Here is an 18,852-nt window from a genome sequence, read left to right as displayed (position 1 = left end):
CATGACCGTGCTGCGGGACAACCTGACCTCGGTTGTCGGTACGAAGACCGCGCGAGCGCTGGACAACGCCTTGGGTTTGCACACCGTGGGTGACCTCATGCGGCACTACCCGCGCCGGTACGCGCGCAGGGGAGAGCTGACCGACATCGCGGGGCTGGAAGTCGGCGAGCACGCCACCGTGCTGGCGCGGGTGGAGCGGGTGACCAAGAAGCCGATGCGAGCGAGGAAGGGCTCCATCCTCGAGGTCACCATCACCGACGGGTACCGCAGGTTGTCGTGTGCGTTCTTCGGCAATCAGGTGTGGCGGGAACGGGAGTTGCGGCCCGGCCGGACCGGGTTGTTCGCCGGGAAGGTCACGGCGTTTCGCAACACGCTGCAACTGGCAAACCCGGAGTACGAGCTGATCAACCCCGACGACGACGCGGCGGAGGTGGACAGCTTCCTCGCCGAGATCATCCCGGTCTACCCGGCGGCGCAGGGGTTGCCGTCGTGGTCCATCGCCAGGGCGGTCCGGCAGGTGCTCGACACGCTGGAGGTGGAAGCCGACCCGTTGCCAGAGGAGCTGCGCGAGGAGCGCGGGCTCGTCTCCTTGAACGAGGCACTGCACCACATTCACCGGCCGCCGAGCTGGGACGCGCTTGACGCCGCGCGCACGCGGCTGAAGTGGGACGAGGCGCTGTCGATCCAGCTCGTCTTCGCGCAACGCAGGCATTCCGCGGATGTCCGGCCCGCGCCCGCGTGCCCGCCCAAGGCGGGAGGCATCGCCGAGGCGTTCGACGCCCGACTGCCCTTCGAACTGACCAGCGGCCAGCGGGAGATCGGCGAGAGTATCGCCGACGACCTTTCCGGCGAGCACCCGATGAACCGGCTGTTGCAGGGCGAGGTCGGAAGCGGCAAGACCATCGTGGCGCTGCGCGCGATGTTGCAGGTGGTGGACGCGGGCAGGCAGGCCGCGCTGCTCGCGCCCACGGAGGTGCTCGCAGCACAGCACGCGCGCTCGTTGCGCGAACTGCTCGGCGAGCTGGGGCGGGCAGGGGAGTTGGACGGCGCCGACAACGCCACGCGGGTCACGTTGCTCACCGGGTCGCTGCCCGCGCGGCAACGCAAGCAGGCACTGCTGGAGGCTGCGAGCGGGCAGGCGGGGATCGTGGTCGGCACCCACGCGCTGATCCAGGAGCACGTCGGTTTCGCCGATCTCGCACTCGTGGTCATCGACGAGCAACACCGCTTCGGGGTCGAGCAGCGCGACGCGCTGCGATCGAGGGGTGCGGGCTCCACGACTCCACACGTGCTGGTGATGACGGCCACCCCCATTCCCAGGACGGTGGCGATGACCGTGTACGGCGATCTGGAGACCTCCTCGCTGCGGGAACTGCCTGCCGGTCGCTCGCCGATCTCGACCACGGTCGTTCCCGTGGCGGAGAAACCCGCCTGGTTGGAGCGGGCATGGGATCGGGTTCGGGAGGAGGTCGGCAAGGGCCACCAGGCCTACGTCGTGTGCCCGCGGATCGGCGACGAGCCGCCGTCGGACACCGGCGAAAGGCGCCCCGCGATCGCCGTGCTGGAGCTGGCCCCACAGCTGGCGGAGGGGCCGCTGCACGGGCTGAGCGTCGGTGTGCTGCACGGCAGGCTGCCAAGCGACGAGAAGGATGCCGTGATGCGGTCTTTCGCTACCGGATCGCTCGACGTCCTGGTGGCGACCACGGTGATCGAGGTGGGCGTGAACGTGCCGAACGCCACCATGATGGTCATCATGGACGCCGACCGGTTCGGGGTGAGCCAGCTGCACCAGTTGCGCGGCCGTGTCGGCAGGGGTGACGTGCCCGGGCTGTGCCTGCTCGTGACCGAGGCCGTCGCGGGTACATCGACGCGGGCACGACTCGAGGCGGTGGAGTCGACGCTGGACGGTTTCGAGCTGTCCAAGCTCGACCTGGAACAGCGCAGGGAGGGCGACATCCTCGGTGCCGCCCAGTCGGGCAAGCGATCGGCGTTGAAGTTGCTGTCCCTGTTGCGCGACGAGGACGTGATCACGAGCGCACGCACGGTGGCGCGGCGAATCGTGGCGGCCGACCCGGCGCTGGCCGACCACACCGGCCTCGCGCGAATGGTCGCGGAGACGATCGACATCGACAGGGCCGAGTACCTGGAGAAGTCGTGAGCGTGGCCGGTCGGTGACTGCCTCGCGGTCCAGTACGTGAGAGCGACCTCCCACGAGGCGACAACCGCGGGGTAACGTCCCAAAGGCCAGCCGATCCGCAGAACGGGAAGGACCGGTTCATGTTCCGCAAGGTGCTCGTCGCCAACCGTGGTGAGATCGCCATCCGCGCGTTCCGTGCCGCCTACGAACTGGGCGCGGGAACGGTCGCGGTGTTTCCCTACGAAGACCGCAACTCGCTGCATCGACTCAAGGCGGACGAGGCCTACGAGATAGGTGAGCAAGGACACCCCGTCCGCGCCTACCTTTCCGTGGAGGAGATCGTCCGCGCCGCCCGCATGGCGGGCGCCGACGCCATCTACCCCGGATACGGCTTCCTTTCGGAGAACCCGGAACTGGCCCGTGCGTGCGAAGAGGCGGGGATCACGTTCGTCGGCCCCAGCGCGGAGATCCTGCAGTTGACAGGTAACAAGGCTAGGGCGGTGGCGGCCGCAAGGCAGGCGGGCGTACCCGTGCTCGGTTCCTCCGCGCCGTCATCTGATGTGGATACTCTCGCGGCCGCGGCCGAGGAGTTGGGTTTCCCCGTCTTCGTCAAGGCGGTCGCGGGCGGCGGCGGCCGCGGGATGCGTTTCGTTTCGGACGCGAGCACGCTTCGGGAGTCGATCGAGGCCGCCTCCCGCGAGGCCGAGTCCGCCTTCGGCGACCCGACGGTGTTCCTGGAGAAGGCCGTCGTGCAACCCAGGCACATCGAGGTGCAGATCCTCGCGGACGGCACGGGCGGCGAGGACGGCGTGATCCACCTCTACGAGCGGGACTGCTCGGTGCAGCGGCGCCACCAGAAGGTGGTGGAACTGGCGCCCGCGCCCAACCTGGACCCACAGTTGCGGGACCGGATCTGCGCCGACGCGGTGAGGTTCGCCCGGCAGATCGGCTACCGCAACGCGGGCACCGTGGAGTTTCTCGTCGATCGCGACGGCAACCACGTGTTCATCGAGATGAACCCGCGCATCCAGGTCGAGCACACGGTGACCGAGGAGGTCACCGACGTCGACCTCGTGCAGTCGCAACTGCGGATCGCCGCGGGCGAGACACTGGCCGACCTTGACCTGTCGCAGGAGCGGATCTACCTGCGCGGCGCGGCGCTGCAGTGCCGCATCACCACCGAGGACCCGGCAAACGGGTTCCGGCCGGACACCGGCATGATCAGCGCCTACCGTTCGCCGGGCGGCTCGGGCATCAGGCTCGACGGTGGCACCGCTTTCGCCGGAACGGAGATCAGCGCGCACTTCGATTCGATGCTGGTGAAGCTCACGTGCCGGGGTCGCACCTTCGCCACCGCCGTGGGAAGAGCCCGCCGCGCCGTCGCCGAGTTCCGGATTCGGGGTGTGGCCACGAACATCCCGTTCCTGCAGGCGGTGCTCGACGACCCCGACTTCCAGGCGGGCAGGATCACCACGGCGTTCATCGAGGAACGCCCGCACCTGTTGACCGCGCGTCACTCGGCCGACCGAGGTACCCGGTTGCTGACCTACCTGGCCGACGTCACCGTGAACAAGCCCAACGGCGAGCGGCCCCGGCTGATCGACCCCGAGCGGAAACTTCCCGCGCTGCGCGACGGTGAGCCGCCACCCGGTTCCAAGCAGAAGCTGACCGAACTGGGGCCGGAGGGGTTCGCGCGGTGGCTGCGCGAGTCACCCCACATCGGTGTCACCGACACCACCTTCCGTGACGCCCACCAGTCGCTGCTGGCCACGCGGGTGCGCACCAAGGACATGCTCGCCGTCGCGCCCGTGGTGGCCCAGACGGTGCCGCAGCTGCTGTCGGTGGAGTGCTGGGGTGGCGCGACCTACGACGTCGCCCTGCGCTTCCTCGCGGAGGACCCGTGGGAGCGGCTGGCCGCGCTGCGCGGGGCCATGCCGAACCTGTGTCTGCAGATGCTGCTGCGGGGCCGCAACACCGTGGGCTACACGCCGTATCCCACCGAGGTGACCGATGCGTTCGTCGAGGAGGCCGCGGCCACCGGGATCGACATCTTCCGCATCTTCGACGCCCTCAACGACGTGGAACAGATGCGTCCTGCGATCGAAGCGGTCCGCGCCACCGGCACCGCCGTGGCGGAGGTAGCGCTGTGCTACACCTCCGACCTGTCCAATCCGGCCGAGAAGATCTACACGCTGGACTACTACCTCAAGCTGGCGGAGCAGATCGTCGGGGCGGGTGCACACGTGCTCGCCATCAAGGACATGGCCGGGCTGCTGCGCGCGCCGGCGGCCGTGAAGCTGGTGACCGCGCTGCGCAGGGAGTTCGACCTGCCGGTGCACATCCACACCCACGACACCGCGGGCGGGCAGCTGGGCACCTACCTCGCGGCCATCGGGGCGGGCGCCGACGCCGTGGACGGGGCGGTGGCGTCGATGTCGGGCACCACGTCGCAGCCTTCGCTTTCGGCGATCGTCGCGGCCACCGACTACTCGGACCGGCCGACGGGCCTCGACCTGCAAGCCATCGGCGAGTTGGAGCCCTACTGGGAGATCGTGCGCAAGATCTACGCGCCGTTCGAGGCAGGGCTGGCTTCACCGACCGGGCGGGTGTATCACCACGAGATCCCCGGCGGGCAGCTTTCGAACCTGCGCAGCCAGGCGAGGGCACTCGGCCTAGGTGACCGGTTCGACGAGATCGAGGCGATGTACGCGGCCGCGGACCGGATTCTGGGCCACTTGGTGAAGGTCACACCTTCGTCCAAGGTGGTCGGCGACCTGGCGCTGCACCTCGTGGGTGCGGGAGTGTCGCCCGAGGACTTCGAGGCCGAGCCGGACAAGTACGACATTCCTGATTCGGTCATCGGATTCCTGCGCGGCGAACTCGGTGACCCGCCGGGCGGCTGGCCGGAGCCGTTCCGCAGCAAGGCATTGCGCGGGCGCGCGGAGCCGCGGCCGGTCCAGCCATTGTCCGAAGAGGACAAGGCTGAGCTGGCCTCCGACCGCAGGGTCGCGCTGAACCGGTTGCTCTTCCCCGGGCCCACGAAGGAGTTCCAGGGCCATCGGGAGTCCTACGGAGATACCAGCGTGTTGCCGAGCAAGGACTTCTTCTACGGCTTGCGTCCGGGTGAGGAGTACGCCGTGGATCTCGAGCCGGGGGTTCGGCTGCTGATCGAGTTGGAGGCGATCGGGGAAGCCGACGAGCGGGGCATGCGAACGGTGATGGCCACACTCAACGGTCAACTGCGTCCGATCCAGGTGCGCGACCGCTCGGTGGCTTCCGACCTGCCCGCGAAGGAGAAGGCAGACAAGAACAACCCCAAGCACATCGCGGCTCCCTTCGCGGGCGTGGTCACCACTTCGGTGGCGGAAGGCGACACCATCGAGGCGGGCGACACCGTGGCGACCATCGAGGCGATGAAGATGGAGGCCGCGATCACCGCCCCGGTGAGCGGAACCGTGCAACGGCTCGCCACCAACTCGGTGCAGCAGGTGGAAGGCGGAGACCTGCTGCTCGTGCTGGAGTAACCCGCGAGTCCCCCGCTCCTGCCCGCGAGTCCCCCGCTCCTGCCCGCGAGTTCCGCGTTCCGGCTCGGGCTCGCGGGCAGCGGTGCGGCGTTGGCAGCACACCACCCCGCGAACACGAGGTACACCGACCGTCCGGCTCAACACCGCTACGATCGGCCGATGCGCATTCACGCTGTGCCGCAATGGCAGGGAGCGTTGTGGCAAGGCGCCGCGAGACGGTTGCCCGACGGCTGCCGGACACTGGCCAGGCTCGCGGCCGAGGTGCTCGCGGAGCCGGTGCACTTCGTGCCGGTGGAGTCGGCCGGATCGGACACTGTGGACGGCGTCGGCAACAGGTCCGTGCTGGTGCGAAACCGGGACGCGCAACTGGCCGCTCTTGAAGTTCCCGAGGGAAAGGTCCTCACCATCGGTGGCGACTGCGGCGCAGACCTGGTGCCCGCAGGCGTCGCCCGTTACCGCTACGGCGAGGATCTCGGCGTCGTCTGGTTCGACGCGCACGCCGACTGCAACACCCCGGCCAGTTCACCATCTGGCGCGTTCCACGGCATGGTGCTGCGCGCGCTGCTCGGCGAGGGTGACCCCGAGTTCGCCGCCAGCCCGGCCGTGGCCACGGGCCGGGTGGTGCTCGCGGGCACGCGCACCTTCGACGCGGCCGAGCGGGAGGTGGTCGAGGCAGGGCTCGTGTGCCATGTGCCGCCACCCACCGACCCGCGCGACCTCCTCGCCGTGCTGCGCGAAGCCGCCGCCACGAAGGTCTACCTGCATATCGATCTGGATGTGCTGGACCCGAGCGAGTTCGGCTGGACCGGCTACCACGAACCAGGCGGGATCAGCCTCGCGTGGTTGGTCGCGGCCGTGGCTGGGCTTGCGGAGCTGGAGGTCGTCGGCGCGGCGGTCACCGAGTGCGCCGCGAGCACGCATGACCAGGTGGAGCCGCTGCGTCCGTTGTTCGAAGTGCTGGGTCGGCTGCTGGCGAGGTGAACGGTAGGTGGTGTTCCGCCTGCTTCAGTCGGAGTGGCCGACGGCGAACAGCATCGTCGGGATCTCGCCGTCGCCGAGTCCGAGCAGCACGCCGAGCGCGGCATCGTCGAAACCCGCGACCGCGCAGCACGAAAGGCCGAGCGCGGTGGCAACCAGATATAGGTTCTGCACGGCGACACCGGAGTCGACGTGCAGCGTGCGGTAGTGCCGCAGCGGGTACTTGTCGAAGGCCACGTCGAGCCGCGCGGTGAGTGCCACCGACACCGCCGCGTTGGAGACGAACTCGTGTTGCAGGTACACGTGCTGCAGCGCGGGCACCGGATCGGCGCAGGACAGCTCGATGAGCTCGTGGGAAAGGGCCTCGTAGCGGTACACCCCCGGCTCGACCCGCTCGGCGCGGCGCACCAGCACGTAGGCGCGCAGGATGTCGAGCCCGCCCGCGCTGGGGGCCATGCTCAGCGGGTACTCCTCGACGCCGAACGCGGGAACGAAGCGTTGCACACCTACCGAGAACCGGAGCAGCCCACTCAGTGCTGGCAGCTCGAGGTCTCGATCCACGCGGGAGTAGGTCGACCGCCTCCTCGCCAGCGTCGCCACCAGGTCAGCTTTCGGCGGGTGGACATCGGGTAGGGGGATACGGCGGCCATCCGGCAGCGGCTGGGCTGGCACCGGGCGCTGAGAGTTCAGTAGCCGGTGTACCGCCAACGCACGCTCGGTGGTTTCACGGCTGCTCACTCAACGCCTCCGGTCGCCTCCCACTTGGCAAGACACCGGCGCATCGTAACCCGTTCGGGTGGCGCGTGGCCGTCAGTTCGCCAGCTCGGCCACCAGCTCGTACGAGCGCTTCCTGTCCTCGTGGTCGTACACCATCGTGGTGACGATGAGCTCGTCGGCACCGGTATCGGTCGCGAGCGCCTCCAGTCCTTTGCGGACCGTCTCTGGCGCACCCACCACGTTGCTCGCCTGCCGCTGCTCCAGAAACGCCCTGTCGACGTCGGTGTAGGGGTACTCGGCCGCCTCCTCGGGCGTCGGCAGCGGGATCGGCCTGCCCTTGCGCAGGCTGAGGAAGGTGAGCCCGCTCGGCGCCGCGAGCCACCGGGCCCGCTCGTCGGTCTCGGCGCAGACCACGGCCGCGCCGAGCATCACATACGGCTCGGCCAGCACCGGTGACGGTCGGAACGACTCCCGGTACAGGCGCACCGCGGGCAGGGTGTTCTCCGGGGCGAAGTGATGCGCGAACGAGAACGGCAGGCCGAGCGCTCCCGCCAACCGTGCGCTGTAACCGCTGGAGCCGAGCAGCCACACCGGTGGCCGGTTGCCCTCGGCGGTCACCGCGTTGACAGGGCGGCCGGGATCGGGCTCGAAGTAGGCCAGCAGCTCCCGCAGTTGCTGCGGGAAGTCCTCGGCGCCCGCCGAGTCGGAGCCACGCAGAGCGCGTGCCGTGCGCGGGTCGGTGCCGGGAGCCCTGCCGATGCCGAGGTCGATACGTCCGGGATGCAGCGCCTCCAGCGTGCCGAACTGCTCGGCCACCACCAGCGGCGCATGGTTGGGCAGCATCACGCCACCTGAGCCGACCCGGATACGACCCGTCGCGTCGGCGACGTGCGCGATGAGCACCGCCGTCGCCGAACTGGCGATGCCAGGCATGTTGTGGTGCTCGGCGAGCCAGTATCTGTGGTAGCCCAGCGCTTCGGTATGTCTGGCCAGATCCAGCGTGTTGCGAAGCGCCGCGGCGGCGTCGGAGCCGCTGACGACGGGGGACAGGTCGAGCACCGACAGCCGGGTGTCACGCAGCGAAGTCACATCGCTGATCAACGCGTGGGCGCGGGGTCGGCATTCCCGTGAGCCGCCGAGGGGAGCCAGCCGTCCCGCGAGGACAGGATCACCAACTGCTGAGTTGCCCTCGTGAGCGCCACGTACAGCACTCGCCTGCCGGTGAGCGACTCCTCGATCAGTTCGGTCGGTTCGAGCAACACCACCGCGTCGTACTCCAGCCCCTTGGCGTCGAGGCTGCCGACCACCCGCAGCCGCTCGTCGGCCTGCGCGGTCAGCCACTGCTGGGTCTGCTCGACCCTGCCCATGGCGCAGACGACACCTACGGTGCCCTCCACCGCCTCCAGCATCTCCTTCGCCGCGGCCTGCACAGCCGTTTCCCGAGTCGCCGGTTCGACGGTGCGAAGCTGTGGCACCAGCCCGGTTTCGCGCACCGCCCTCGGCAGCTCGTCGGGTTCGGCGTGGCCCGCCACCACCCGCTGTGCCAGTTCGAAGATCTCCGCGGAGTTTCGGTAGTTGGTACGCAGCGTGTATCGCCTGCGCGCGGTTCGTGCGCCGAAAGCCTGGTCGCGCGCCTGCTGTGCCTCCGGAGGGTCCGGCCATGAGCTCTGCACCGGATCGCCCACCACGGTCCAGCTCGCGTAGCGGCCCCGCCTGCCCACCATCCGCCACTGCATCGGGGAGAGGTCCTGGGCCTCGTCCACCACGATGTGGGAGTACTCGTCGTAGTGTTCGGGCCGCTGCCGGGCGCCGGTGGTCCTGCTGTCCCTCGCCTGCTCGGCATCGAGTTCGAGCGTCGAGCGTCGACGCCGCTTCGGCGGCGGACCCAGCAGCACTCGAAGCTCGTCCAGCAGCGCGATGTCGGCAACTGACCAGCCGGCAGGTGCCTGCGCGACCGACCGGGCGAGCAGGGTGATCTCCTCGGCGCTGAGCACGGATCTGGCCGCGCGGGTGAGCCTGCGCTCGTCGCCGAGCCAGCGCAGCACCTGCGCCGGGTACAGCACCGGCCACCACACCACGAGGAACCGGTGAAAGTCGATTCGCTCGCCCAACTCCGTGATCAGCTCGGCCCTGTCGAAACCGCGCCCGTCCGCCTCTGCGTACTCCTGCGCCTTGTCGGCCAGCGCCGCCAGCAACGTCTCGGCCGCGCGCACGCGGGACTTGTTGGGAGGGCCCGCCTGACTGTGCACCCGGCGGCGCACGCGTTCCAGCTCCTTGGCGGTCAGTTTCAGCACCTCGCCCCGGTAGCTGATGCGCATCTCGGTGGGTGCGTCCGGCGGGGTGTCGCGCAGCGCCTTGGCCAGCACCTTGCGCATCCGCAGCGAACCCTTGATCGCGGCGAGCGGCGCTGGGTCGTGCCTGGTGGCCTCGATGCCGTCGAGCAGCTGTCCCAGCGCGCGCAGTTCCACGTTGGTCTCGCCCATCGACGGCAGTACCCGCGAGATGTAGTTGGTGAACACTCCAGAGGGCCCGATCACGAGCACTCCCGCGCCGCCGAGCTGACGCCGGTAGCGGTACAGCAGGTACGCGGCTCTGTGCAGTGCGACGGCCGTCTTGCCGGTGCCCGGACCTCCGGTTATTTCCGTCACGCCCCGCCACGGCGCACGGATGATCTCGTCCTGCTCCTTCTGGATGGTGGCGACGATGTCACGCATCCGGTCGCCCCTGGCGCGGCCTAGTGCGGCCATCAGCGCGCCTTCGCCGACGACCCGCATGTCGTCGGGTACGGCCTCGGGCATGAGCACGTCGTCATCGACATCCAGCACCGTCTGGCCGGAGCAGCGGATGACTCTGCGCCGCACCACCGCCATCGGGTCCTCGGCGGTGGCCTGGTAGAACGGCGCCGCCGCGGGCGCGCGCCAGTCGGTGACGAGGTTGTTGAACTCCGCGTCGCGGATGCCGAGCCTGCCAACGTAGACGGTTTCGGAGCCGTGGTGGTCGAGCCTGCCGAACACCAGCCCCTCGTATTCGGCGTCCAGCGTCTGCAGCGTCTGGTTGGCGTGGTGCACCATCATGTCGCGCTCGAACAGCATCGAGGCCTGCTCGAATACGGCCTCACGCTGAGCGCCGTGGCCGATCTCGTACCCCTTCGCGCGCATGGCTTCCGCCTGTTCGCGAAGTGTCGCGAGCCGGGCGTACACCCGGTCGACGTGGACTTGTTCGTTGGCGATCTCGGCCCGTCTGACCCGAGGTTCCGACACTCAGCGCTCCTCGCAGCTCAATTGCCGGGAAAGGGGAAGAACGACTCTACGCGCCTCGGGAAACGGCATCACCACGTCCCGCCGCTTCTCACGCCGCTTGCGAGGATGCGACGATGACCAGGATCGTCGCGGGCCGAGCGGGCGGCAGAGTATTGCGGGTTCCCGCGCACGGCACGAGGCCCACGTCGGAACGGGTGCGTGAGGCGCTGTTCAACGCGCTGGAGGCGGCGGGCGAACTCGAGGGTGCGCGGGTGCTCGACCTGTACGCGGGTTCCGGCGCGCTGGGATTGGAGGCCCTCTCGCGGGGCGCGGCGACGGCGCTGTTCGTCGAGTCCGACCGTAGGGCCGTTGAGTCGTTGCGGGTCAATGTGACCTCGCTTCGTCTCGGCGGAAGCGTGCGCCACGGCCGGGTGGAGTCGGTACTCGCGCGGCCCGCGGAGGAGCCGTTCGATCTGGTGCTCGCCGACCCGCCGTACGGCATGCCGGAGGAGGTGCTCGCCACCGTGCTGAGCGCGCTCGTCACGGGCCGATGGCTTGCCGCCGGCGGGCTCGTGATCGTCGAGCGGGCGGTGCGGAACGGGTCGCCGCCGTGGCCGGACCGGCTTCGCGAGGTGCGGTCGAAGCGCTACGGAGACACCGCGCTGTTCTTCGCCGAACACGCCGCACAGCCGTGAACGAGCGGTGCGTCACATCTCGGGCGATACCGTGCGCCGGTTGGTAGCGTCCGCACCATGCGGCGAGCGGTCTGTCCCGGTTCCTATGACCCAGTGACCAACGGGCACCTCGACATCATTGAGCGAGCGGCGCAGCTGTTCGACGAGGTCGTCGTAGCCGTGCTGGTCAACAAGAAGAAGCAGGGACTGTTCTCCATTCCGGAACGGATGGAGATGCTGCGCGAGATCACCGAGAAGCTGCCGAACGTGCGGGTGGACTCCTGGCCCGGCCTGCTGGTGGACTACTGCCGCCAGCACGGCATCGTGGCGATCGCGAAGGGACTGCGCTCGGTGAGCGACTTCGACTACGAGCTGCAGATGGCGCAGATGAACCGGGAGCTCTCCGGAGTGGAGACGCTGCTGATGTCGAACAACCCCGCCTACAGCTTCCTTTCGAGCTCGTTGGTCAAGGAGGTCGCGATCTACGGCGGGGACGTTTCCCAGATGGTGCCCGAGGTGGTGAACGAGCGGCTGGCCCAGCGGCTGCCGTGTCCGGAGTAGTTCACCCGGAAGCCACCCGGCGATCACGCGTACTCGCTACGGTTCGAAAATGACCAACCACTCTGCGCGAATCGTCGCGATCTTACTGGCGTTCCTGGCCACGTTCGTGGCAGGCGGCGCGAACGTGGCCGCCGCCGAACTCAGCCCCTCCGCCGAGTGCGGCGACACCTCCTCCTTCGAGCAGGTGCCGTTGCGGGAGCTGCCGGAGGAGGCAGGCGAAACCTACGACCTCATCGAGGCAGGCGGGCCGTTCCCGTATCCGCAGGACGGCGGCGTGTTCTACAACCGCGAGGGGTTGCTGCCCGACTGCGACACCGGCTACTACCACGAGTACACGGTCGAGACCCCCGGCAGCCCGGACCGAGGGGCGCGGCGCATTGTCACCGGTGACGCGGGCGAGTACTTCTACACCGCGGACCACTACGCCAGCTTCGTGCTCATCGACGTCAGCTGACACGCCCGCACGGCACTCCTTCGCGGCAAATCCACCCGGACCGGGCAGACTTGGAGGCTGTACGTGGGGATGGAGCCGTGGCCGCGAGGGAGTTGCCGTGTACCGGGTGTTCGAGGCGCTCGACGAACTCGTAACGATCGTCGAGGAGGCGCGCGGGGTTCCGATGACCTCCAGTTGCGTCGTACCGCGTGGTGATGTGCTGGAGTTGCTCGACGACGTGCGCGACGCCCTGCCTGGCGAGGTCGACGACGCCCAGGATGTGCTGGACAAGCGCGACGAGATCGTCTCGAAGGCCCGCGAGGAGGCGGAGCAGACCCTGGCTTCGGCCAACGCCGAGGCCGAACGGCTGGTCGCGCAGGCCCGCGCGGAGGCCGAAGAGATCGTCGCCCAGGCAAGGGACGAGGCCGACCGCACGATCGCCGAGGGCGAGGTCGAGTACCGCAACCTGACCGAGCGCGCCCGCGCGGAGTCGGACCGGATGGTGCAGGCGGGCCGCGACGCCTACGACCGCGCGGTGGAGGAGGGCAGGCACGAGCAGGCCCTGCTGGTCGCGCAGACTGAGGTGGTGCAGGCCGCTCACGGCGAGGCGGCACGCATCGTCGACGAGGCGCACTCCGAGGCCGATCGGCAGCGAGTCGAGTGCGACGCCTACGTCGACGGCAAGCTCGCCGAGTTCTCCGAGTTGCTGGCGGCAACACTGCGCACGGTCGACTCGGGACGCAACCAGCTACGGGGCGTGCCCTACCCGAACGCTCGCTCAGCCGGATACGACTATCAGGTCCACTGATCGGCGCTACTCACGTACCCTGGACCCAGCAAGGCCGGGTACGTGTGATCGCCCTGCCGTCCTGACACATCGATCTGTGCGGAAATCCGATGCCTGAGAAGAGTGCCGCCCATGGGCGCGCCGATGCGCGTAACCCCTGGCTGATCGATACCCATGAGTTGAGCCGGCGTCCTGGCTCCAGCCGGTCGCTGCTACGCGAGCTGCCGGTCGACACGCCGATGGGCATCCCCGACGTGATCACGGTGCCTAAGGGTTCCGTGATCACGGTGGACCTGCTGCTGGAGTCGGTCGTGGAAGGGGTGCTCGTCACGGGCACCGCCACGGCGCGAACCTCCGGTGAGTGCGCCCGCTGCCTCGACCCCATAGCCGACGAGGTGGAGGTGGCGCTGACGGAGTTGTTCGCCTACCCCGACTCCACCACCGAGGCCACCACGGATGAGGACGAGGTCAGCAGGATCGTCGACGACAGGATCGACCTCGAACCGCTCGTCAGGGACACGATCGTGCTCGCCCTGCCGCTGGTGCCGCTGTGCGGTGAGGATTGCGAGGGACTGTGCGCGGAGTGCGGTGTGAAGTGGGCCGATCTCGAGCCCGGACACGGGCATGAGACCATAGATCCTCGGTGGGCCGCGCTTGTCGAGCGCCTGGAGAGCACTCCCGGCGACAACACGGCGAACGGCTCCGACCAAAGCTGAGGAGCAGCTGCTCGACTCAGATCGCAAGCACGCTCGCGCAGCGAGCAGAGCCTGATGAGGAGACCCAGTCGTGGCCGTCCCCAAGCGGAAGATGTCGCGTTCCAACACCCGCTCGCGCCGGTCCCAGTGGAAGGCGCGCCCGGTGCAGTTGGTGGCTTGCCCCAACCGCGCGTGCAAGCAGCCCAAGCCGCAGCACGTCGCCTGCCCGTCCTGTGGCCAGTACGGCGGTCGCCAGGTTGTCGAGCCAGCTTAAGGGCGCACGCTATGGGGGGTAAGTCGCCGACGGGTCCGGCCGAGAATCCCGCATCGCTGCTTGACGCGCTCGGCGTCGAACTCGACGACGAGCTGCTCACGCTCGCGCTCACCCACCGCTCGTACGCCTACGAGAACGGTGGGCTGCCACCGAACGAACGGCTCGAGTTCCTCGGCGACGCGGTGCTCGGCCTTGTGGTGACCGACTACCTCTACCGCAAGCACCCCGAGTTGCCGGAGGGGCAACTCGCGAAGCTGCGGGCGAGCGTGGTGAACATGCACGCGCTCGCAGGCGTCGCCCGCGAGCTGGGGGATGGCGGCCTCGGCGCCCACCTGTTGCTCGGCAAGGGTGAGGAGCTGACGGGAGGCCGGGACAAGGCCAGCATCCTCGCCGACGGGTTGGAAGCGGTCATCGGCGCGACCTACCTGGCGCACGGCATCGAGACGGCGCGCGAACTAGTGCACCGGCTGTTCGACGGCTTGCTCGCCGAGGCGCCGCTGCGCGGTGCGGGTCTGGACTGGAAGACGAGCCTGCAGGAGCTGACCGCCTCGGCCGGTCTCGGCGTCCCCGAGTACAAGGTCGAGGACACCGGTCCGGACCACCGCAAGGAGTTCAGCGCCGTCGTGTTCGTCGGCGGGCGCGACCTCGGTCACGGAGAGGGCACGACCAAGAAAGAGGCCGAGCAGAAGGCTGCCGAGTTCGCCTGGCGCGCGCTGACCGAGGAACTCAAACCCGAAGAATAGGCGAGGAGAAGGCGACTCACGTGCCCGAACTTCCCGAGGTCGAGGTGGTGCGCGCGGGTCTGGAGCGACACGTTTGCGGGCGAGTGGTCTGCCGCGTCGACGTGCTGCACCCGAGGGCCGTTCGGCGGCACGTCCCCGGTGCGGCTGACTTCGCGGCCAGGCTCGTCGGCGTGAAGCTCACGGCCGCTCGCAGGCGCGGCAAGTATCTGTGGCTCGACCTCGACGACGGCGCGGCTCTGCTGGCTCATCTCGGCATGAGCGGGCAGTTGCTCGTCCAGCCGGAAGGCACCGCTGACGAGTCGCATCTGCGGGTGCGGTTCCGGTTCGCCGACGGTGGGCCCGAGCTGCGGTTCGTCGATCAGCGCACCTTCGGCGGGCTCTCACTGTCCGAGCTGACCGAAGTGGATGGCACACCGGTGCCCGAGACCATCGCGCACATTGCCCGCGACCCCATGGACCCGCTGTTCGACCGTGCCACGGTGAGCAGGTCGCTGCGGTCGCGGCACACCGAGCTGAAGCGCGCGTTGCTCGACCAGACACTGGTGTCTGGTATCGGCAACATCTACGCCGACGAGGCGCTGTGGCGGTCGAAACTGCACTGGGCGCGGCCGACCGACCGGCTCACCACCGGGCAGGCGGACACCGTGCTCGCGGCCGCCGCCGAGGTGATGGCCGAAGCGTTGGCCGTGGGCGGAACGTCGTTCGACGCGCTGTACGTCAACGTCAACGGACAGTCCGGCTACTTCGAGCGTTCGCTGGCGGCCTACGGCCGTGCGGGCGTGCCCTGCGGTCGCTGCGGAACGCCGATCCGGCGGGAGGCGTTCACCAACCGCTCCTCGTTCTTCTGCCCGCGTTGCCAGCCGAGGCCTCGGCAGCGGCGGTGAGCAGGGCCCTGCTGCTAGATTGTGGCGTGGCTGCCCATGTTGAACTTGGCCAGCATCTCGCGGCCGTTCTCGGCGTTGCGTGGCTGGCACAGCACGTCGTAGCGCCTCGCGACAAGCTGGCTGTGTGAGACGAAGTCCCGCCGACCACGGGTGGCGGCGTACCCGGCTGCGGCGAACGCCATCCCGAAGGCCACACCTGAGACCAGGCCGATCAGGATCGGAAGCAACCCGGCGCCTGGTGTGAACAGGCTCAGCAGCAGCCCGACGAACAGACCGAACCAGGCGCCCGACATCGCGCCACTGCCAAGAACCTTGCCCCACGTCAGCCGGGCGGCGACGCGCTCGACCAGCAGTGGTTCGACGCCGACGATGGTCACGTCGTGCACCGGGAAGTTCTCGTCGGCGAGGTGATCGACGGCGCGCTGCGCTTCCTCGTAGGTGTCGTAGGAGCCGATGGGCCAGCCGGTCGGCATGGTCGGCAGCTGCGGCATCCTGGGCGCTCTGCTGAACGCTGCTGGCGAAAACGCTGTGGTCATGTGCTCTCACCTCGGGGGCGAAACTAGGTTGCTTACACCCGCTACAACGTTTCGATCCGGCAAAACAGTGCCCGAGGAGACGGAATTGACGGAATTCACAGCCGCCTCTCAGTTGCCGGACCCGGCCTTGCCGTTGGCCGTGTGCAGCCATGGCATGCCACTTGGCGAGCCCTCCGGCAGCCACAGCCCGAAGTAGCGGACCGAGAACAGCTCGTCCAGCACCATATAGGCCGCGCCGATCAGGCCGCCCTCCTCGCCGAGTCGTGCCCGTTCGATCCGCAGCTCGCGGGTGGAAAGCGGCAGCGAGCGGCGGTAGATGGTTTCGCGGATGGTCGCCAGGAACAGATCTCCTGCGCCCGCGACCTTGCCACCGAGCAGTATCGTCGACGGGTTGTAGAAGTTGACCATGGTGGCGAGCATCGAGCCGATCCGCCTTCCCGCGTTCACCAGCAACCGCACGGCGTGGTGATCGCCCGCACGCGCCGCCGCCGTCACGTCGGCCCCGGTGACGGCGCTGTTGGCTTCGAGGGCGGCCGCCAGTGCCGGGCTCTTGCCCGACCGGGCCAGTTCCGCACCGTCGCGGGCGAGTGCCGCACCGCCTGCGACCGCCTCGAGGCAGCCGGTCTTGCCGCAGCGGCAGACGATCGAGCTGTCGTCGGAGACGGCGGCGTGACCGATGTCCCCCGCGCAGCCCTGTGCGCCTCGGTGCAGCCTGCCGCCGTTGCTGATGCCCGCGCCGATACCGGTCCCGATCTTGACGTAGAGCAGGTCTCCGAGTTCCGCGACGGCGCCGGGGGTGCGCAGTTCGCCGAGGCACAGCAGGTTCACCTCGTTGTCCACCCACACCGGGGCGTTGTAGCGCCGGATGAATCGTTCTCGGACTGGATAGTTGTTCCAGCCCGGCATGATCGGCGGCTCGGACGGCCGCGCCGTGGCGAACTCCACCGGACCCGGCAGGCCGATCCCGACGCCCCATACCTCGTCACTTCGGCCGCCGACCTCGCGCAGCAGGTCCTCAAGCACGGTCTCGACCTCATCGAGGACCGGGTCGGGTCCCTGCGCGATGTCGCAGTCGCGGTGCCGCTTGGCCAGCACAGTTCCCATCAGGTCGGTGACTCCGGCTGTGAAGCTCGTGGCGCCCAGTTCCGCGGTGAGGATGCGCCCCGCGTCCTTGCGGAAGCGAAGCGTTCTTGCCTGCCTGCCACCCGTGGACGGGTTCAGCTCGCCCTCTTCGAGTAGACCGGCGTCCAGCAGGGTGCTGGTGCGTTGGGTGATGGCGGTGCGTCCGAGTCCGGTGCGCTGGCTGAGGGCAGGACGAGTGTCGGCCTTTCCGCTGCGTACGAGATCGAGCAGCCGGGCGTAGCTCTCCAGCAACTCGGTGCTCGGCTCGTCCACGACGGACCCCCTTATGCGTAGTACTTCCCATGATATATCTGAGAACGCAAAACTTCTGTTTGCCTCAGACGTTAGCGGGAAGATTGAAAGCTAAAGGGGTGTCATGCGGTTGCCTAAGCCGAAACCGGCGAGGGTGACAGCAGCGGGCGGCTTTCAGCTACCCGAAGTCTCCTAGGTGCTGCTCCCCGAGCCACTCGATGGCGATGTATTTTCGCTGGACGTCGGCGACGGCGTTGTGGTCGTTGTGGTCGTCGTCGGCTTGGTGTTCGTGGGCGGGATCGTGGTGTTCTCGCCGCTGGACGTCGGCCGCTGCGAGGTTCTGCTCGGCGGCGGCTGCTCACTCGTGCGGGTCTTGCGATCCGGACTGTCGCTGACCGTGGTGGTCCGAGATGTGGTGGTGGGGGGCATGGTGCCGCTAACGGCAACGCCGTCGACCAGCACGGTCGTCTGCCCCGGCACCGCCTCTCCAGGAACCACCTGAGCGCCTCCGGTCGCACCGGAGTTGTCGGTGCGACCGGTCTGGGCTGTCATCCGGTCCTCGGCGGGCGAGTCCTGCGGGGCGAGGACCTGCGCGACGGCGGCGAGGGCGGTGACAACGACGAGCCCGCTCACGGCGAGGGCAAGGTAGCCGGTGCGGGAAAGCCGTCCCTCGGGCTCGCTCGGAGGTGCTACCTCTGGGCGGGGTTGCGACCCTGGCGACTGGGCCATGCAATGCTCCTTCGGGAGTCGCTGACGGTTGGACCAACCGGCGCACTTCGCGCGGACATTATCACCGGCCGGTCACCGAGGAGCGGGCCGGGTGCCGGGCCGTGCACACAGCGTCGCCGAGGTACGGCACGATGGGGACGTGGTGCAGCAACAGCAGGCGGCCCGCCTCACCGCTTGGGTGCACGGAAAGGTGCAGGGCGTCGGGTTCCGCTGGTGGACGCGCAGTCGCGCGCTCGAACTCGGGCTGGTCGGCAGCGCTACCAACCTCGCCGACGGCAGGGTTGAGGTCGTGGCCGAGGGCAGCAAGGACCGTTGTGAACAACTGCTCGCGCTGCTGAGGTCGGCGGACACGCCAGGGCAGGTGGACCACGTCGCCGAGCAATGGTCGGCCCCCAAGGGCGGTCTCGACGGCTTCGTGGAACGCTGACTTCCTGCTTCCGGTAGTCCGAACGGGTGAGCGAAAGCGTCCCCTGTGGAACTGCTGGGGCGGATGTGACCGCTGGGGTGGTGTGAAGGCGCGCCCGGAGCCCGGCTACCGCGACCTCATCGCGCACCCGGGTAGCATCG

At 68.9% G+C, this 18,852-nt stretch carries 18 protein-coding genes; 12 read left to right on the top strand and 6 right to left on the bottom strand.

From position 1 onward, the window contains the following. Position 1: 1 nt before the first annotated feature. The 3 genes from recG to FHU38_RS19705 all read left to right on the top strand — a co-directional run bounded on the left by recG (position 2) and on the right by FHU38_RS19705 (position 6,642). Positions 2–2,158 carry an ATP-dependent DNA helicase RecG gene (recG, locus tag FHU38_RS19715; RefSeq protein WP_167173554.1) on the top strand — a complete coding sequence of 719 codons (2,157 nt, stop codon included), beginning with the start codon at positions 2–4 and terminating at the stop codon, positions 2,156–2,158. Positions 2,159–2,277: 119 nt separating this feature from the next. Beyond that, positions 2,278–5,661: a pyruvate carboxylase gene (locus tag FHU38_RS19710; protein WP_167173552.1), complete on the top strand. Its 3,384-nt coding sequence runs from the start codon at positions 2,278–2,280 to the stop codon at positions 5,659–5,661. A gap of 159 nt (positions 5,662–5,820) precedes the next feature. Further along, positions 5,821–6,642, top strand: coding sequence for an arginase family protein (locus FHU38_RS19705; protein ID WP_167173549.1), 822 nt, complete (start codon positions 5,821–5,823; stop codon positions 6,640–6,642). A gap of 24 nt (positions 6,643–6,666) precedes the next feature. Here the strand turns inward: FHU38_RS19705 and FHU38_RS19700 are convergent, their stop codons facing one another. From FHU38_RS19700 to FHU38_RS19690, 3 genes are all read right to left on the bottom strand, one after another. After that, positions 6,667–7,377 carry a SagB/ThcOx family dehydrogenase gene (locus FHU38_RS19700; RefSeq protein WP_167173548.1) on the bottom strand — a complete coding sequence of 237 codons (711 nt, stop codon included), beginning with the start codon at positions 7,375–7,377 and terminating at the stop codon, positions 6,667–6,669. 72 nt (positions 7,378–7,449) lie between these two features. Then, positions 7,450–8,445, bottom strand: a complete 996-nt coding sequence (locus tag FHU38_RS19695; RefSeq protein WP_167173546.1) for an LLM class flavin-dependent oxidoreductase — start codon at positions 8,443–8,445, stop codon at positions 7,450–7,452. An 8-nt stretch (positions 8,446–8,453) separates the two neighbouring features. After that, positions 8,454–10,616, bottom strand: a complete 2,163-nt coding sequence (locus tag FHU38_RS19690) for a HelD family protein (protein ID WP_167173544.1) — start codon at positions 10,614–10,616, stop codon at positions 8,454–8,456. A 113-nt stretch (positions 10,617–10,729) separates the two neighbouring features. Here FHU38_RS19690 and rsmD point away from each other — a divergent pair, with 113 nt between their 5' ends. The 8 genes from rsmD (at position 10,730) to mutM (ending at position 15,646) form a co-directional block, all read left to right on the top strand. Beyond that, complete coding sequence (gene rsmD / locus FHU38_RS19685) at positions 10,730–11,290, top strand: 16S rRNA (guanine(966)-N(2))-methyltransferase RsmD (protein ID WP_167173542.1); 561 nt, start codon at positions 10,730–10,732, stop codon at positions 11,288–11,290. Positions 11,291–11,347: 57 nt separating this feature from the next. Next, on the top strand, positions 11,348–11,830 hold the full coding sequence (gene coaD / locus FHU38_RS19680) for a pantetheine-phosphate adenylyltransferase (RefSeq protein ID WP_167173540.1): 483 nt from the start codon (positions 11,348–11,350) through the stop codon (positions 11,828–11,830). 49 nt (positions 11,831–11,879) lie between these two features. After that, the gene (locus FHU38_RS19675) at positions 11,880–12,284 is read left to right on the top strand and encodes a ribonuclease domain-containing protein (protein ID WP_167173538.1); all 405 of its coding nucleotides are present in this window, start codon (positions 11,880–11,882) and stop codon (positions 12,282–12,284) included. A gap of 97 nt (positions 12,285–12,381) precedes the next feature. After that, the gene (locus tag FHU38_RS19670; protein WP_167173536.1) at positions 12,382–13,071 is read left to right on the top strand and encodes an ATP synthase F0 subunit B; all 690 of its coding nucleotides are present in this window, start codon (positions 12,382–12,384) and stop codon (positions 13,069–13,071) included. An 89-nt stretch (positions 13,072–13,160) separates the two neighbouring features. Then, positions 13,161–13,766, top strand: coding sequence for a YceD family protein (locus FHU38_RS19665; protein ID WP_167173534.1), 606 nt, complete (start codon positions 13,161–13,163; stop codon positions 13,764–13,766). A 70-nt stretch (positions 13,767–13,836) separates the two neighbouring features. Further along, on the top strand, positions 13,837–14,019 hold the full coding sequence (gene rpmF, locus FHU38_RS19660) for a 50S ribosomal protein L32 (RefSeq protein ID WP_009152978.1): 183 nt from the start codon (positions 13,837–13,839) through the stop codon (positions 14,017–14,019). A gap of 11 nt (positions 14,020–14,030) precedes the next feature. After that, positions 14,031–14,762: a ribonuclease III gene (gene rnc / locus FHU38_RS19655; RefSeq protein ID WP_167173532.1), complete on the top strand. Its 732-nt coding sequence runs from the start codon at positions 14,031–14,033 to the stop codon at positions 14,760–14,762. A gap of 20 nt (positions 14,763–14,782) precedes the next feature. After that, positions 14,783–15,646 carry a bifunctional DNA-formamidopyrimidine glycosylase/DNA-(apurinic or apyrimidinic site) lyase gene (gene mutM, locus FHU38_RS19650; protein ID WP_167173530.1) on the top strand — a complete coding sequence of 288 codons (864 nt, stop codon included), beginning with the start codon at positions 14,783–14,785 and terminating at the stop codon, positions 15,644–15,646. Positions 15,647–15,660: 14 nt separating this feature from the next. Here mutM and FHU38_RS19645 read toward each other — a convergent pair whose 3' ends face one another. The 3 genes from FHU38_RS19645 to FHU38_RS19635 all read right to left on the bottom strand — a co-directional run bounded on the left by FHU38_RS19645 (position 15,661) and on the right by FHU38_RS19635 (position 18,285). Beyond that, positions 15,661–16,182 (bottom strand): general stress protein, encoded by a 522-nt coding sequence (locus FHU38_RS19645; protein ID WP_167173528.1) that lies wholly within the window; start codon positions 16,180–16,182, stop codon positions 15,661–15,663. Between the two features lie 108 nt (positions 16,183–16,290). Continuing rightward, positions 16,291–17,577, bottom strand: a complete 1,287-nt coding sequence (locus FHU38_RS19640; RefSeq protein ID WP_167173526.1) for an ROK family protein — start codon at positions 17,575–17,577, stop codon at positions 16,291–16,293. Between the two features lie 171 nt (positions 17,578–17,748). Beyond that, positions 17,749–18,285, bottom strand: a complete 537-nt coding sequence (locus tag FHU38_RS19635; protein ID WP_167173524.1) for a hypothetical protein — start codon at positions 18,283–18,285, stop codon at positions 17,749–17,751. Between the two features lie 139 nt (positions 18,286–18,424). Here FHU38_RS19635 and FHU38_RS19630 point away from each other — a divergent pair, with 139 nt between their 5' ends. Further along, positions 18,425–18,712, top strand: coding sequence for an acylphosphatase (locus FHU38_RS19630; RefSeq protein WP_167176324.1), 288 nt, complete (start codon positions 18,425–18,427; stop codon positions 18,710–18,712). Positions 18,713–18,852 lie beyond the last annotated feature (140 nt).

Source organism: Saccharomonospora amisosensis (genome assembly GCF_011761185.1).
Lineage (GTDB): Bacteria > Actinomycetota > Actinomycetes > Mycobacteriales > Pseudonocardiaceae > Saccharomonospora_A > Saccharomonospora_A amisosensis.
Note: the sequence above shows the minus strand (reverse complement) of the source record. Positions and strands in the feature narration are given on the sequence as shown.